Genomic DNA, 16,180 nt, shown 5'->3' on the forward strand with positions numbered 1-16,180 from the left:
TCATCAATGTCATGCTGAATAAAAGCATCAAATTCCTTATCGAAAATAAATTGGTAGCCGTTTTGCTCCTAGTCCTTTTTGTAGGCTGGGGAACCGTAAACGCCCCTTTCGAGTGGAGCACTGGCTCATTACCAAGAAACCCTGTTGCCGTAGATGCCATACCTGACATCGGGGAAAACCAGCAGATTGTTTTTACCAAATGGGACGGTCGTTCCCCACAAGATATCGAGGATCAAATTACCTACCCATTGACAACCTCACTCTTGGGAATACCAGGGGTTAGGACCATCCGTAGCTCCTCCATGTTCGGATTTTCAAGTATCTATATCATATTTGAAGAGGATATCGAGTTCTATTGGAGCCGCAGTCGAATCCTTGAAAAATTGAACTCCTTACCGAGCGGTTTACTGCCCGATGGGGTCAACCCTGCATTGGGGCCGGATGCCACAGGACTTGGACAAATCTACTGGTACACTTTGGAGGGACGCGATGAGAAAGGAAATGTCACAGGCGGCTGGGATTTACAGGAGCTTAGAAGTATTCAGGATTTTTATGTTAAATATGCCCTATCGTCAGCAAGCGGTGTTTCAGAGGTGGCCTCTATAGGGGGTTATGTACTAGAATATCAGGTAGATGTGAACCCCGAACTGATGAAGCAATACGGTATTGGGCTACAGCAGGTGGTAAAAGCGGTAAAACAAAGTAATCGTGATATTGGGGCACAGACCTTGGAAATTAATCAGGCCGAATATCTTATTCGCGGGCTTGGGTATGTGAAGTCCATCGAGGATCTACAGAATGCAGTCGTTACCTCTGAGGATTACACGTCCATTCGCTTAAAGGACATTGCAAATGTTTCCTACGGACCGGCCACCCGGCGCGGTATTTTGGATAAGGAAGGCGCAGAAGTTGTCGGTGGCGTAGTGGTCGCACGGTATGGTGCCAATCCAATGGAAGTCATCAATAATGTTAAAGACCAAATCAATGATTTAAGTGCCGGACTGCCCTCAAAAGTACTTGAAGACGGCAGAACATCTCAACTTACCATTGTTCCTTTTTATGATAGGACCGAACTCATTCAAGAAACGCTGGGTACGCTCAATGAAGCCCTGACCTTGGAAATTTTCATTACCATTTTGGTCATCATTATCATGGTCTTCAATTTAAGGGCATCCATCCTGATATCGGGGCTGTTGCCGGTTGCGGTGCTTATGGTGTTTATTGCGATGAAGCTATTCAATGTGGATGCAAACATCGTGGCACTTTCGGGTATAGCCATTGCCATTGGAACCATGGTGGATGTAGGGGTCATACTCTCGGAAAACGTCATACGGCATTTGGACGAAAATGAAGAGGGCCTACCCATTAATACCGTTGTCTACAATGCCACCGCAGAGGTGTCGGGGGCCATATTGACCGCCGTAATGACCACCATCATCAGTTTTATTCCGGTATTCACGATGATCGGGGCCGAAGGAAAACTCTTCAGACCCTTGGCCTTTACAAAAACCTTTGCGCTTACCGCATCCATTATCGTAGCCTTATTTTTGATACCACCCTTTGCGGCCTTTCTATTTAGAAAAAAAAGCATAAAGAAAACCACTGGATACGCCGTTAATGGAATATTGATACTTCTAGGGATTATAGCCCTTGTTTATGGCTTTTTATTAGGATTTATATTGATTGCCTTCGGTATCGTAGGCTTGCTAAAAAATCCGGAATTGGCATCACGTATTTCCACTGGATTTTCGCTTTCCGAAGAACGAGCCAATCTTATCAATATCATTATTTCGGCCTTTGCCATTGTTTTTGTTTTGGCGGAATACTGGAGACCGCTCGGTCTCGATAAGAGTATTTTTTGGAACCTGATTTTTGTTTCGCTTATATGTTTCGGACTACTGGGCTTCTTTACCATATTCCGGAACTATTATACAAGGATACTTCGCTGGGCATTACGGAATAAACTGATATTTCTTTCCATACCCACCGCCATTGTGATATTCGGGGTAATGATTATGCGCAATACGGGCAAGGAGTTTATGCCTTCATTGAACGAAGGTTCGTTTTTATTGATGCCTACCTCCCTTCCGCACGCCGGTGTCGAAGAGAACAAACGGGTATTGCAGCAACTGGATATGGCTGTAGCCAGTATTCCTGAAATAGCAACGATAGTCGGCAAATCCGGTAGAACCGAATCCGCATTGGATCCGGCACCCTTGTCGATGTATGAGAACGTCATCCAGTACAAGCCAGAATACGTGTTGAACGAGAACAGGGAGCGCCAACGGTTCAAGGTTAATGAAGATGGCCTCTTCGAACTCAGGGACGGCACCTTTGTGACCAATCCGAACATGGTTCTAGATGATGAAGGAAATTACGATGAGTCTGCCATAGTTTCTGCATTCTCTGTTAAACAAAAGGATTTGATTCCCGACAATGATGGGGAATATTTTAGAAACTGGCGGCCTGAAATTGAATCCCCCGATGATATTTGGAACGAGATTGTACGTGTAACGAAACTTCCAGGCGTTACATCCGCGCCCAAGCTGCAGCCTATTGAAACCCGCTTGGTCATGTTGCAAACGGGAATGCGGGCACCTATGGGCATCAAGGTAAAAGGGCAAGATTTAAAGGAAATAGAAGCCTTTGGCCTCAAGCTTGAAGACATTTTAAAGGAAGCCGAGGGGGTCAAGGATGAAGCCGTATTTGCCGATCGTATTGTCGGAAAACCCTATTTGCTGATAGATATCGATAGGGAGCGCTTGGCACGATACGGCATTACCATTGAAGACGTGCAGAGCGTTTTGCAGGTGGCCGTTGGTGGCATGGTGCTTACCCAAACTGTTGAAGGCCGTGAGCGTTATGGCGTACGCGTGAGGTATCCACGGGAATTGCGAGAGAATCCAGCGGACTTGGAGAATATTTATATTCCTGTTGCAAAAGGAAGTCCGGTTCCTTTAAGCGAATTGGTTACGATCAGATACGAAAAAGGGCCACAGGTCATCAAGAGTGAGGACACTTTTTTGGTCGGTTATGTGTTGTTCGATAAGTTGGACGATTTTGCCGAAGTCGAGGTGGTCGAGAACGCTCAAGCGCTGATACAGGAAAAAATAGATAGAGGGGAACTCGTAGTACCCAAGGGTATCAACTATTTGTTTACCGGTACTTATGAAAACCAGCTGCGTGCCGAAAAAACCTTATCGGTCGTAGTACCGTTGGCATTGGCCATCATATTCTTGATTCTTTATTTTCAATTCCGTTCGGTCGGCACATCTTTAATGGTATTCACCGGGATTGCCGTTGCCTTTGCGGGAGGTTTTCTGATGATCTGGTTCTATGGACAGGATTGGTTCTTGAACTTCAACTTTTTCGGGGAAAATCTCAGAGACCTCTTTCAAATGCACACCATTAACCTGAGTGTTGCCGTATGGGTCGGGTTTATTGCGCTATTCGGTATAGCCACGGATGACGGCGTGGTAATGGCCACCTATCTTACCCAGACTTTTGATAGGAACAAACCCGATTCACTTGTTGCGGTCAGGGACTCAGTGGTCGAAGCAGGTGAGAAACGTATCCGTCCGTGTTTGATGACCACCGCTACCACTATTTTGGCGCTGCTCCCCGTATTGACATCCACAGGGCGGGGTAGCGATATTATGATACCGATGGCGATTCCTTCTTTCGGGGGAATGCTTATCGCTTTGATTACCCTATTTGTTGTTCCAGTCTTGTACAGTTGGAAGGCCGAATTTCAATTAAAAAGAGTATCCAAATGAAGAAATACCTATACATATTGATTGGAATAGTATCCGTCGCTTCCATGAACGGACAAGAGTTGGAAAGCCTTATCCAACAAGCCGAACTGAACAATCCGGAAATTCAGGCTTTTGGGCTGCGGTATAATATTGCCTCCGAAAAAGTGAACGAGGTCAACACTTTACCCAATACGGAGGTAAGTGCCGGACTTTTCGTAAGCGAGCCCGAAACACGGACCGGAGCACAGAAAGCACGGTTCGCGGCAAAACAGATGATCCCGTGGTTCGGTACCATTACCGCCCGTGAAAATTATGCAAGTTCATTGGCCGATGCCCAATACGAAGAACTAGTGATCGTAAAACGAAAACTGGCCCTATCGGTCTCGCAATCCTATTACCGACTATTTTCAATTAGGGCAAAACAAGGTGTATTGGACGAGAATATCGAATTGCTGGAAACCTATGAACGATTGGCCCTGACCTCGGTAGAAGTTGGTAATGCCTCTGCGGTTGATGTGCTACGCTTGCAGATTCGGCAGAACGAACTGCTACAGCAAAAAGAAGTTTTGGAACAGGAGTTTCTGGCCGAGCTGACCTTGTTCAATAATCTTTTGAATCGGGACGAGCAGACCCAAGTCGAAGTTTACGACGGGCTTACGGTACCGGAACAAGACCCGATAACGGAAGAAGGAAGCCTTGACCTGCACCCCGAACTTTTAAAGTATGATAAATTGTACGAGTCGGTCGAACAATCCGAAATCTTGAACCAAAAAGAAGCATTACCGGACCTTGGTTTCGGATTGGATTACATACCCGTCGCCGAAAGGCCCGATATGTCTTTTGATGATAACGGGAAGGATATTATAATGCCGATGGTATCGGTATCCATCCCGATTTTCAACAATAAATACAAATCCATATCCGAACAGAACAAGCTAAGGCAAGAGGAAATAACCGCCCAAAAGCAAGAACGAAGAAACAAACTCGAAACACTTTTGAGCGAGGCCATGAATAATAGAATAGCCTTCAGGATCCGGTTTAGAACACAATCCAAAAATATCAGGCAGGCCAAGGATGGGGAGGAAATCCTTATCAAAAGTTACGAGACCGGAACCATTGATTTTAACGATGTGCTCGATATTCAAGAGTTACAGCTTAAGTTTCAAATCAATCGAATCGAATCCATCAAGGGCTACTTTGTGCAATCGGCCATTATTAATTATCTAAGGAGCTAATATCCATATTGATAAGAGCATTATGTATCGATTGAATATGATACAGTAGGATATTATAAATATTAAAAAAGAGAATCATGATAAAAAAAATTACAGTGTTGTTGGTACTTCTCATTTCATGCGTAGGCATTGCTCAAGTAGGGACCAACGGACAAGATAGAAAAGAAGATGGGCGACCTGTTAAGGAGTATAACCTTACCATTGAAGAAAACAAAATGACGCTTGGTGGTGTTGCTGCCAATGCAATGACCATCAATGGTAGTATTCCCGGACCAGTCTTGGAATTTACCGAAGGCGACCTTGCTATAATCAACGTAACCAATAAAATGGACGAAGAAACCTCAGTGCATTGGCACGGATTGATACTTCCTAATTTTTATGATGGCGTTCCCTATTTGACTACCCCACCCATCGAACCAGGAACGACTTTCCAATACAGAATCCCGATCAATCAATCGGGTACATATTGGTACCATTCCCATACGATGCTACAAGAACAGAAAGGGGTGTATGGTTCCATTATGATTCAGCCCAAGGAAAAAACCTTGGACTATGATAAAGATTTAGTTGTAGTACTCTCTGACTGGACCAACGAAAAACCGATGAACGTACTGCGTAACCTAAAAAGGGGAAACGAATGGTATCAAGTTAAAAAAGGTACAGCGGTCCCTTTGGGCAGGGTCATCAAAGAGGGGGCTTTTGGCGCGCAGCTTAAATTCTGGAGAGACCGTATGGAAGGGGCTGATATTGCCGATATCTATTATCCGGCATTTCTGACCAACGGGAAAACATTGGCAGAATATCCCGAATTCAAGCCAGGAGAAAAGGTGCGGCTTCGCTTTATCAACGCTTCGGCCTCTACCTATTATTGGATGGATTTTGGTGGTGGTAACCCAATGGTGGTTTCCGGCGATGGTATTGATGTGCAACCCGTATCCAAAAGCCGATTTCTATTTGGTATAGCTGAAACCTACGATGTAATCGTAACCATACCTGACGGTACTTTGGAAGTTACGGCAACGGCACAAGATGGCTCTGGGCATACATCATTGCGTTTAGGACAGGGAACACTTTATCCTGCAAAAACGATTGATAGACCGGACAAAGTGGAAATGATGAAGCAAATGGCAAAAATGGATATGAAAATGGGAGCACCTGCAATGGCTGGTAATAAAAAGAAAAACACGCCTGAATTTTTAATGCAGAAGTATGGAATGAAGATGGATATGAAAGACGGTCAGATGAATATGGGGATGAACGATAAGATGTCAATGAATAAAGGCAAAATGGGCGATAAGATGAAAACGGATGACCAAAAACCTATGGATATGAATGACAATCATATGCAAATGGAGATGCACAAAAAGATGGACGGTATGAAGGGAATGAACCCGCCTGCCGGACGGGCAGGAATGGACTCGATGTCAATGGACCATAACGGAGAATCTAATAAAATGAAAGGCCATATGAATCACAATATGCCCAAGATGCAGAAGGATACTTCTTCATTTGATTACGACACTCGTAAAACATATTTCAACTACGACTTTTTAAGGGCAAAGGAGAATACCACCTACAAAGCTGATTTGCCGGTAAATGACATACTGTTGAACCTAACGGGAAATATGCAGCGCTATGTATGGAGTATGAACGGCGTACCCCTTTCAGAAACCGATAAAATAAAAATCAAGGGGGGCGAAGTAACTCGGATTACGCTCAACAACCTTACGATGATGCACCACCCAATGCACCTGCACGGGCATTATTTTAGGGTCATCAATGAAAATGGCGAACGTTCCCCATTAAAGCATACGGTAAATGTACCACCTATGCAGAAAGTGGTCATAGAGTTCTATAATGAAGAGTATGGCGATTGGTTCTTTCACTGCCACATACTGTATCATATGATGGGCGGTATGGCAAGGGTTTTCAGTTACGATACGCCAAGAGACGAAAGAATGAAGGATTATCCTGTTCAGAAACTTATTGATGAAACAGACCATTATTATTCTTGGGGAAGAGCGCGTTTAGGTTCAAATTTCAATGAGCTTAATCTTATATCGAGTAATATCCGCAATGAATTTGGCCTACGTGCCGAATTTGACTACGACCAAAATGCCGAAATAGAAGTGAATTATAATAGATACCTGAATGATTGGGTACGTGTGTATGCAGGAGTAAATACCGAAACTTCAACACCGGATTCTTATGATACATTTAATACTGTAGGATTGGTCGGTGTAAAATATTTTACACCATATAGATTTAATGTAGATGTGAGTATGGACCATCAGCTACGCCCAAGAATACGTCTGGACAGAGAATTATTGATTTTTCCTAGAGTTTTTCTGGAAGGCGAATACGAATACAGAGCTGACTTTGGATGGGTAAATGATTTGGAGAACAACAAATCCTTTGAAAGTGAAACACAATGGTTGGTAGGGGTTGCGTACATTCTTTCCCGTAATTTTTCAATCCAAGGCAATTATAACAACCGATACGGTTGGGGTGGCGGACTTTTGGTAAGATTTTAATTAATGGAAGGATATAAAAAAAATAGCTTGAGTTTGACCGGTGCCGTATCCCTGGGTACGGGGGTAATGATCGGTGCCGGTATTTTTGCCCTGTTGGGTCAGGTAGCAGAACTATCGGGTCAATGGTTTCCTATTGCGTTTTTGGTAGGGGCCATTATCTCGGGCTTTAGTGCCTACTCTTATATTAAATTGTCGAATGCTTATCCATCTGCAGGAGGGATTGCCACCTATCTGAAAAAGATTTATGGTAAAGGGGCGTTTACGGCATCCGGGGCTTTGCTAATGGCTTTTTCCATGGTTATCAACGAGAGTTTGGTTGCACGTACCTTCGGTTCGTACACCTTGCAATTGTTCGATGTTGGCGACAATAGTGTATGGGTTCCTATTTTGGGGGTCGTACTGTTGATTACGGCGTTCTTGATCAATATTTCGGGAAACAACGTTATCGGCAAATCATCGTTAGTGATGGCCATCCTGAAAATAGGAGGCATTTCCATTTTTGCGATAGGCGGACTGTGGGCCGCGGGATTCTCTTTTTCAGAAGTAGTCCCCTCTAGCAGTTTGTCCGAGTATCCAGTCTCCAGCTATTTAGGGGCCTTGGCATTATCCATCTTGGCCTACAAAGGCTTCACGACCATAACCAATAGCGGTGGGGAAATTATCAACCCTAATAAAAATGTTGGAAGGGCAATAATTATTTCACTGGCCATTTGCACTCTCATATATCTATTGGTCGCTTTTGCGGTTTCCTCTAATCTTTCGATAGAAGAAATCATACAGTCCAAGGACTATTCCCTAGCGGAAGCATCCAAGCCTGCCTTTGGCAAATATGGTCTTTGGTTTACGGTTGGTATTGCCATTGTCGCTACGATTTCAGGAGTTATTGCTAGTGTTTTTGCCGTTTCAAGAATGACGGCCATGCTCACTGACATGGATTTGATACCCCATAACCATTTTGGAATGCCAGGGGGCATACAGAAGCATATGCTGGTATATACCGTAGTCTCGGCAATCGCATTGACCGTTCTATTCGATTTGACAAGAATTGCATCTTTAGGGGCCATACTCTATTTGGTCATGGATATTGGAATCCACTGGGGCATTTTAAAAAATCTACGGAAAGAAATAAAGGCAAATGCGGCCATAATCGGTACCGCCATTATATTGGACCTTATCGTTCTTGGCGCATTTCTATGGATTAAAATATCGAGTGACGTGCTGGTCGTGATTGTAGCGGTGGTACTTACGATACTCGTTTTTGCTGGGGAAAAATGGTTTTTAAAAAGAACGAATAACACTTAAAAATTTAGATTATGATGATGTACTGGTGGGTAATTGTTTTGGTAGTTCTAGTTCTGGGCATATCGATGTATGCTGGGAAGAACGGGAATGTGTTAAGAAGAAAACAAAAACCTATGGATATTCTGGACGAACGTTTCGCGAAAGGCGAAGTATCCAAAGAAGAATATGAAGAACAAAAACGAATTATTAATTCTAAAAATTAAAATGATGAGATATTATTTCAATAAGACCCTTAACGAAGATTTCGATAAAGTTATCGAGAGGGTTACGGAAGAACTTAAAAAAGAAGGTTTTGGCATTTTAACTGAAATCGATGTCAAGGAAACCTTGAAAAAGAAATTGGATGTAGACTTCAAAAAATATCGAATTCTTGGTGCCTGCAATCCCCCCTATGCGCATCAAGCATTGGAGGCTGAAGACAAGATAGGTACCATGTTGCCTTGCAATGTAATCGTGCAGGAAGTATCAAAAGGGGTCGTAGAAGTTGCAGCGGTAAATCCGATGGCGTCAATGCAAGCGGTCGATAATGAAATACTTGCAGAAATCGCAAGCGAGATTACGGCCAAGTTGGAAAATGTCATCGAGAAACTTTAAACATCAACTCTTTCGGTTTTACGAAAAAAAGAATAATCCAAATAATTATAAATCTAAAATTAAGAGCAATGAAAAAAATAAACCTAACAAAAGGGATTTTAGCAATCACATTGGTAGCCCTAACGGTAACTTCATGTAAAGAGGTTAAAAAGGAACAACATATCGATAACGAACATCACAGCGACGGAAGTCATGATGATTCAACTATGGATTCATCAAATGATATGATGGGCAACGACCAGCATGCGTCAAAATCAACTGCACTGGTCGCCAATTATCTAGAACTAAAAAATGCACTTGTTGCCGATGACAAAGATGCTGCGGCAAAGGCGGGCGGTATGATGGTTTCAGCTTTTGACGATTTTGAAACTTCTTCATTCGGTTCAGAAGAACAGCAAGAATTGAAGGATATCATAGAGGATGCCAAAGAGCACGCCGAGCACATAGAAAAAAGCCCAATCGACCACCAAAGGGAACATTTTGATGTGTTGAGCAAAGATATGATAGACCTTATCGCCATTACAGGGACGGAAGAAAAGTTATATCAGGATTTTTGCCCCATGTACAATAACAACAAGGGGGCGCAATGGCTGAGCGCTACCAAGGAAATAAAGAATCCATATTACGGGGCTAAAATGATGAGCTGCGGGAGTGTACAAAAGGAAATCAACTAAGTGAAGAAAAGTGTAAAAATCATTGCACTAGTGTTTTTGGTCGGGTTAGTGGGAATTCAATTCTTTCCCACTTCCCGAAACCAAAGCGACACCATAGTAAAAACGGATTTTATGCTGGTAAACGATGTACCGAAACAAGTGGAGAACATCATCACGACCTCTTGCTATGATTGCCATAGCAACAACACGGATTATCCTTGGTACAACAAAGTGCAACCCGTTGCCTGGTTCTTGGAGGATCATGTTGCCCATGGCAAAGAAGAACTGAATTTTAACGAATGGGCCGATTATTCAAGCAGAAGAAAGAACAGTAAGTTAAAATCGATCATTAGCCAGATAGAAGATGGAGAAATGCCCCTTTGGTCCTACACGCTAATTCATAGGGAAGCAGAACTTTCGAAGGACGAAAAGAAAATCGTTCTTGAGTGGATTTCGAAATTAAAAGACAGTTTATAATTAAAAATTCAACAAATGAAAAATTTAAAAAATGCTGTAGCAACCCTGCTCATGTTGGGGACTACAATGGGCTACGCACAGCACAAAATAGAGTTGAACCATGATCATAGCAAAATGGAAATGAAAGTGGTCGAGTTGGAATTTAACGACGAGAACATCGCCAATGTCTACGAACATTACGAGCACATTAAAAATGACTTGGTCGGTTCAAATCCGGGCGATGCCCAAAAGGGAGCGGTAATGTTGAACGAAGCACTCGAAAAAGTCGAGGGTTCCGAAGCGGCATTATCGGCCTCGCAAAAAATCGCTGCTACCGATGATCTAGAGAGACAACGAAAGGCTTTTTCCGACTTAAGCAATGAAATGGAAACCTTGTTGAAAGGAAGGGTTACATCTGGAAAAATCTATAAGGATTTCTGCCCCATGGCCTTGAACGGAGGTGCTTATTGGTTATCCGCCATCAAGGACATCCGCAACCCGTATTATGGAGCAAAAATGCTCAGCTGTGGAAAAGTGACAGCCATCATCGAAAAGTAAAGCCTAATAGGGGAGGTTGAATATAGTTAATGGTTAGTGTTTAAGATACTTCCCCTTTTCAGGTAGTAAAAATTGATTGTCTAGGCACAGTTCTAAGAGTTTTAAAAAATAAAGTGTAGAAAAAGATTATAAAATTTGCAAAATCTAGATGGAAGCATTAACCCTTGACATTTTTGTAGTACCAACCATTGCGTTGACCGTGATCGTTCTGCTGTATATCTATTTTACCAAACAGGTACAGGACAATGAAATTTATCGAAACTATATTATTGGTGTCGGTTTGGTGTCATTTTCGTTGAATTTTATTTGGGAGCTGGCACAAGGTCCGCTCTATGAAGGTTTTGAATACGATTGGGAGCATATATCGTTTTGCGCCTTGGCATCCTTAGCCGATATGTTGATGGTGCTTATCCTGCTTTTCGGATTTGGTTTGGTATATAAAAATGTCTTTTGGATAAGGTCAATGGATATTAATAAAATACTCCCGTTGATTTTTATCGGAAGTGCTGGCGCAATTTTGGGAGAAATTTGGCATACCTCACGAGGCGATTGGAACTATGCAGAAGCTATGCCTATACTGCCATGGGTAAATTTGGGATTGTCGCCGCTATTACAATTTGCACTTTTGCCCACGATTATTTTTTTAATCGGCAAAAAGTTTATAAACGAAAAAATTTAAAAATGTAAAATCTGGGCAGGTCAAGAATGTGTTTTTTGATTGGTTAGTTATTTAGTGTATTTCATGACCGCGCAGATTGTTTTAATACAGAAAAAGTCCTGTTACGGGAAGGGAAATTTCGTTGATGTAGTGTTTAACGCCCTTCCTTTGACAGGCACCATAAACAGAATTAAGGTTGAAATGAAAGATTGCTGTAAAAGGGAACCGGAAAAGTCGGAGAAACAAGGTTGGAAGAAATGGTTTAACTATACCATTTACATCATAATTGGCGCTATTGTAATAGGTGCCCTCATTGTACAGTTAACGAATAATGCATCATAAAAACGATTGATTATGAAAAAAACAGTCTCATTTTTAGTACTGCTTTTGAGCTTGATGTCGCTACATGCAAGTGCACCTGAGTCCATTGGGAACAATTCAGGGTATTTGACGAATAGCTCAGGAACTTTTTATGCTGTTAAATTGTCCGAAAAACCAGAACAACATACCGAAAGCCACGCCGAAAAGCCCATAAACAAAGAGGAGGTGGGTTTGCATGAATTCGACAATTTACATCCATTGGTGGTGCATTTTCCTATCGTACTCTTGTTGTTTGCGGCACTGCTCCAATGTATTCAGCTCTTCGTCCTAAAAAGGAATTTGGACTGGGTTATCCTGTTTCTTATTGGTACTGGTTTCATTGGGGCCTACGTGGCGGGAACTTATGTACACCCACATACCCACGGGCTTACGGATGTAGCTCAAAAAATATTGGATAACCATGATAAATATGCAGATTGGACCATTTGGTCCAGTGCTTTGGCCGCAGTTTTAAAATGTATCAGCCTTTTTTGGATAAAACTGAAACGCGGATTCGAAATAGCCGTTCTCCTTGTTATGGCTTTCTCAGCGTTCTCCGTTTCACAAGCAGGGCATTATGGCGCTCAGCTCGTTTATATTCAGGGCGTTGGCCCACAGGGCCAGTATTTGGAAACTGAAAAGGCAGAGGAAGAAAGCCATTCACATTGAGAAACAAAGTATGAGAAGAATATTTTTAATATCGTCGATAACGCTGTTAGTGGTACTTGCAGGACTCATAATGTGGAAGCCCCATTTATGGTGGCTTGCGCTGTTGATCGCACCTTTTATGCTTCTCGGCTTTAGGGACTATTTTCAAAAAACAGATAATATTAAGAGAACCTATCCGATGTTAGGCAGGATTACCAATCTGTTGGAAAAACAACGTCACGTTTTACAAGAAACGGTATTGCTCAACCGTACTGAGGGAATGCCTTTTAATTGGATACAAAAGGAAATCGTTTACAAACGTGCTTCGGATGAAAATAAAAGCCAACCCTTTGGCACGCAATTGTCCTATGAGGATTTAGGCCGTGAGTGGTTTTTGCATTCGACGTTTCCTGCAAAAGAAGTCAATGATGATTTTAGGATAACGGTTGGAGGCCCAAATTGCAAAAAGCCTTACAGAGCAAGTATTTTGAATCTGGCGGGGATGAGTTTCGGTTCCATCAGTAAAAATGCAACCTTGGCCTTTAATGGAGGAGCAAAAATTGCCGGTTTCGCACAAAATACTGGCGAAGGCGGATTGACACCCTATCACAAGGAATTTGGTGCGGATATAATCTTCCAGTTCGGTACGGGCTATTTCGGATGCCGGAACGAAAATGGGGATTTCGATGCTGAAAAGTTTAAGGAAATTGCCACACTGGAAATCGTTAAAATGGTTGAAATAAAAATTTCACAAGGGGCGAAACCCGGTTTTGGGGCTATCCTTCCCGCAAAAAAGAATACGGAAGAAATTGCCCGATACAGGGACGTGGAGGCGCACACCGAAATTCACTCCCCGGCTCACCATAGTGCCTTTGGCAATACGGATGAAATGATTCGATTTATTGATAGGTTACGGCAATTATCCGGGGGAAAACCCGTAGGCATAAAGATGTGTCTGGGCCAAAAGGAGGAGTTCGAAGAAATGGTGAACACCTTTGCAAAGCACAATAACTTCCCTGATTTTATCTGTATCGATGGTGCGGAAGGGGGTTCCGGTGCCGCACACATGGAGTCATTGCATTGGGCGGGGACCCCGCTTTATGAAGGGCTCCATTTTATGGATAAGACCTTGAGAAAATCGGGCCATCGCGAAAGCCTAAAAATATTCGCGGCGGGAAAGATAATTTCCGCCTTCGATATTTATAAGGCCTTGGCACTGGGTGCGGATGCTTGTTACAGTGCCAGGGGTATGATGTTCGCCCTGGGGTGTGTACAATCCCTGAAGTGTAATCTGGATACCTGTCCCACTGGAATCACAACAATGAACCCAGCTCGTGTGGTATCACTGGTCGTGGAGGACAAAAAAAACAAAGTTGCCAATTATCACAGAAATACCATGGAAGGGCTAAGGGAATTGCTGGCTTCCATAGGTTTAAAGGATACAATGGGCATTGACAAAAAATATATCATCAAAAGGACCGGCGAAACGCAAACCAGATCATATGAAGAAATTTATGAAAATTAATAGCAATTTATCCATATCCAAAAACCTGATTTTTTTCCTATCGCTTTTGCTAATGCTCATGGGTAGCCATACCTCGTTTGCACAGGTATATGCCACCCAAGCTGGAAATGCGACCTTCAAAGCTAAAATGCCCCTTAATTCCTATACGGGCGAGTCCGACAAGCTACAGGGAACCATTGATTTTGAAACTGGAAAGGTAGTTTTTACCGTACCCGTAAAATCCATAAAAACAGGCAAGGATAAACGTGACGAACACATGTACGAGCTGCTTGAAGTGCAAAAATATCCCAATGTCGTCTTTGAGGGAAAACTTGCCGACGAATTTGATCTGGATAAAAAATCTGAACAAACGGTCAAGGTAAAGGGCGATTTTACCCTTGCAGGAACGACCCGACAAATAACGGTCCCCTTAAATCTGGATCCCGTGTCAAAAGGCATTCAATTGAACGCATCGTGGTCGCTTTTGATTACCGATTACGGTTTGGAGCGCCCGAGCCTGATGTTTATAAAAGTAAACGACAAACACGAGTTGGACGTAAACGCATTGCTCAAAGAGGAATGACAAAGAAGAGGAAATTATCCCATATGGTATTCATTGAACGAAGTTTAAAAGAGCAGGGACACCAAATCATATAAATTATGGACAATTTTTTAAAACAATGGGGCGAAGCGGCCTATACCACCACGGGATTTTTCTGGATGGCCCTATGGGCGTTTATCCTGGGCTATATCATCAGTAGTATGATACAGATTTTTGTGACCGAAAAACGGATGCAGAAAGCCATGGGCGAGAATGAGGATAAAAGCATGCTCTTGGGTACCTTTTTTGGATTTATAAGCAGTTCGTGCAGTTTTTCGGCTTTGGCGGGCACAAAGTCCATCTTTAAAAAAGGGGCAAGTTTTGTTTCCTCCATTGCCTTTCTACTCGCCTCGACTAACCTTGTCATCGAATTGGGCATTATCATTTCCATTTTTCTGGGATGGCAATTTGTGGTCGGCGAATACGTAGGTGGTATTCTTTTGATTCTGATTTGTTGGTTGCTCATACGCATCATCAACCCTAAAAAACTGATTGAAAATGCCCGAAAAAACTTAGAAAACGAAGATAATGATGCTATGGACGATTCCAAGAACTGGAAGAAACAGATTCAGAAAGAGGATAGTTGGGCAAGGGTCGCCAAAAAATACAAGATGGAGTGGCAAATGGTCTGGAAGGATGTTACCGTAGGCTTTACCATTGCCGGTATCGTCGCGGCCTTTGTGCCCGATTCCTTTTTTCAGACCCTTTTTATCAATAGCGGTCAGGGCAATACCGATTTTACTTTTCTTGAAATTTTAGAGCATATCATCGTAGGACCAGTCGCTGCATTTCTCACGTTTATAGGATCTATGGGAAACATTCCCCTGGCGGCCTTGCTATTCGGAAAAGGTGTAAGTTTTGCGGGCGTAATGGCATTTATTTTTAGTGATCTGGTCGTATTTCCCGTGCTACGGATCAATGCAAAGTACTATGGTTGGAAGATGTCCTTGTTCATCCTCTTCCTATTGTTTACCGCATTGATAGGCACGGCCCTGTCCCTGCACTACAGTTTTGACCTACTCGGTATGTTGCCCGACCCATCGCAGGTAAAAATTGAGGACAGTGAGTTCTTCAAGATAGATTACACCTTCTTTTTGAACATCGCTTTCCTGGCCATTTCTGGATATTTGGTCTATCTGGGCTTTTTTAAAAAGAAAGACGTCAAACACAATATGAGCGAGATGGCACCCAAAAGTCCGTTGTTGGAAAGTGTTTTAAAATATACGGCGTTTATCTGCTATGCTTGGTTGGCAGGTGGACTGATTGTCAAGTTTTTTGTTTAAGGCCGGAAGTTGGAGGATCGTAGTTAAACAGTAGATGAA

14 protein-coding genes are annotated in these 16,180 nt (G+C 42.8%); all 14 read left to right on the forward strand.

Annotated elements, in window-relative coordinates:
* Positions 1–11 precede the first annotated feature (11 nt).
* Entirely contained in the window at positions 12–3,776 is a 3,765-nt protein-coding gene (locus DN53_RS09715; protein WP_109649907.1) for an efflux RND transporter permease subunit, read from the forward strand.
* Positions 3,773–4,990, forward strand: coding sequence for a TolC family protein (locus DN53_RS09720; protein ID WP_109649908.1), 1,218 nt, complete (start codon positions 3,773–3,775; stop codon positions 4,988–4,990). Before DN53_RS09715 ends, DN53_RS09720 begins: the two co-directional genes overlap by 4 nt.
* A 77-nt stretch (positions 4,991–5,067) precedes the next feature.
* On the forward strand, positions 5,068–7,524 hold the full coding sequence (locus DN53_RS09725; RefSeq protein ID WP_165357345.1) for a multicopper oxidase domain-containing protein: 2,457 nt from the start codon (positions 5,068–5,070) through the stop codon (positions 7,522–7,524).
* A gap of 3 nt (positions 7,525–7,527) precedes the next feature.
* Positions 7,528–8,826: an APC family permease gene (locus DN53_RS09730; RefSeq protein ID WP_109649909.1), complete on the forward strand. Its 1,299-nt coding sequence runs from the start codon at positions 7,528–7,530 to the stop codon at positions 8,824–8,826.
* A 113-nt stretch (positions 8,827–8,939) separates the two neighbouring features.
* A complete protein-coding gene (locus DN53_RS18085; protein ID WP_242502117.1) occupies positions 8,940–9,029 on the forward strand; it encodes an SHOCT domain-containing protein in 90 nt (29 codons plus the stop codon).
* Positions 9,030–9,033: 4 nt separating this feature from the next.
* The gene (locus tag DN53_RS09740; RefSeq protein ID WP_109650110.1) at positions 9,034–9,420 is read left to right on the forward strand and encodes a DUF302 domain-containing protein; all 387 of its coding nucleotides are present in this window, start codon (positions 9,034–9,036) and stop codon (positions 9,418–9,420) included.
* A 68-nt stretch (positions 9,421–9,488) separates the two neighbouring features.
* On the forward strand, positions 9,489–10,094 hold the full coding sequence (locus DN53_RS09745; protein WP_109649911.1) for a DUF3347 domain-containing protein: 606 nt from the start codon (positions 9,489–9,491) through the stop codon (positions 10,092–10,094).
* On the forward strand, positions 10,095–10,550 hold the full coding sequence (locus DN53_RS09750; RefSeq protein ID WP_109649912.1) for a heme-binding domain-containing protein: 456 nt from the start codon (positions 10,095–10,097) through the stop codon (positions 10,548–10,550).
* Positions 10,551–10,565: 15 nt separating this feature from the next.
* Complete coding sequence (locus tag DN53_RS09755; RefSeq protein ID WP_109649913.1) at positions 10,566–11,087, forward strand: DUF3347 domain-containing protein; 522 nt, start codon at positions 10,566–10,568, stop codon at positions 11,085–11,087.
* A 148-nt stretch (positions 11,088–11,235) separates the two neighbouring features.
* A complete protein-coding gene (locus tag DN53_RS09760; RefSeq protein WP_109649914.1) occupies positions 11,236–11,766 on the forward strand; it encodes a hypothetical protein in 531 nt (176 codons plus the stop codon).
* Between the two features lie 333 nt (positions 11,767–12,099).
* Positions 12,100–12,774 carry a DUF2231 domain-containing protein gene (locus DN53_RS09765; RefSeq protein WP_223308336.1) on the forward strand — a complete coding sequence of 225 codons (675 nt, stop codon included), beginning with the start codon at positions 12,100–12,102 and terminating at the stop codon, positions 12,772–12,774.
* A 10-nt stretch (positions 12,775–12,784) separates the two neighbouring features.
* Positions 12,785–14,278, forward strand: a complete 1,494-nt coding sequence (locus tag DN53_RS09770; RefSeq protein ID WP_109649916.1) for an FMN-binding glutamate synthase family protein — start codon at positions 12,785–12,787, stop codon at positions 14,276–14,278.
* Positions 14,256–14,840: a YceI family protein gene (locus DN53_RS09775; protein WP_223308335.1), complete on the forward strand. Its 585-nt coding sequence runs from the start codon at positions 14,256–14,258 to the stop codon at positions 14,838–14,840. Before DN53_RS09770 ends, DN53_RS09775 begins: the two co-directional genes overlap by 23 nt.
* A 77-nt stretch (positions 14,841–14,917) precedes the next feature.
* Positions 14,918–16,141 (forward strand): permease, encoded by a 1,224-nt coding sequence (locus DN53_RS09780; protein WP_109649917.1) that lies wholly within the window; start codon positions 14,918–14,920, stop codon positions 16,139–16,141.
* Positions 16,142–16,180: the final 39 nt, after the last annotated feature.

The organism is Flagellimonas olearia (assembly GCF_004150225.1).
Taxonomy (GTDB): Bacteria; Bacteroidota; Bacteroidia; order Flavobacteriales; family Flavobacteriaceae; genus Flagellimonas; species Flagellimonas olearia.

Coding starts and splice junctions, on each gene's coding strand:
- DN53_RS09745 (WP_109649911.1), top strand. CDS start 9,489: ATGAAAAAAATAAACCTAACAAAAGGGATTTTAGCAATCACATTGGTA.
- DN53_RS09720 (WP_109649908.1), top strand. CDS start 3,773: ATGAAGAAATACCTATACATATTGATTGGAATAGTATCCGTCGCTTCC.
- DN53_RS09775 (WP_223308335.1), top strand. CDS start 14,256: ATGAAGAAATTTATGAAAATTAATAGCAATTTATCCATATCCAAAAAC.
- DN53_RS09730 (WP_109649909.1), top strand. CDS start 7,528: ATGGAAGGATATAAAAAAAATAGCTTGAGTTTGACCGGTGCCGTATCC.
- DN53_RS09765 (WP_223308336.1), top strand. CDS start 12,100: ATGAAAAAAACAGTCTCATTTTTAGTACTGCTTTTGAGCTTGATGTCG.
- DN53_RS09770 (WP_109649916.1), top strand. CDS start 12,785: ATGAGAAGAATATTTTTAATATCGTCGATAACGCTGTTAGTGGTACTT.
- DN53_RS09760 (WP_109649914.1), top strand. CDS start 11,236: ATGGAAGCATTAACCCTTGACATTTTTGTAGTACCAACCATTGCGTTG.
- DN53_RS09715 (WP_109649907.1), top strand. CDS start 12: ATGCTGAATAAAAGCATCAAATTCCTTATCGAAAATAAATTGGTAGCC.
- DN53_RS09725 (WP_165357345.1), top strand. CDS start 5,068: ATGATAAAAAAAATTACAGTGTTGTTGGTACTTCTCATTTCATGCGTA.
- DN53_RS09740 (WP_109650110.1), top strand. CDS start 9,034: ATGAGATATTATTTCAATAAGACCCTTAACGAAGATTTCGATAAAGTT.
- DN53_RS18085 (WP_242502117.1), top strand. CDS start 8,940: ATGGATATTCTGGACGAACGTTTCGCGAAAGGCGAAGTATCCAAAGAA.
- DN53_RS09780 (WP_109649917.1), top strand. CDS start 14,918: ATGGACAATTTTTTAAAACAATGGGGCGAAGCGGCCTATACCACCACG.
- DN53_RS09755 (WP_109649913.1), top strand. CDS start 10,566: ATGAAAAATTTAAAAAATGCTGTAGCAACCCTGCTCATGTTGGGGACT.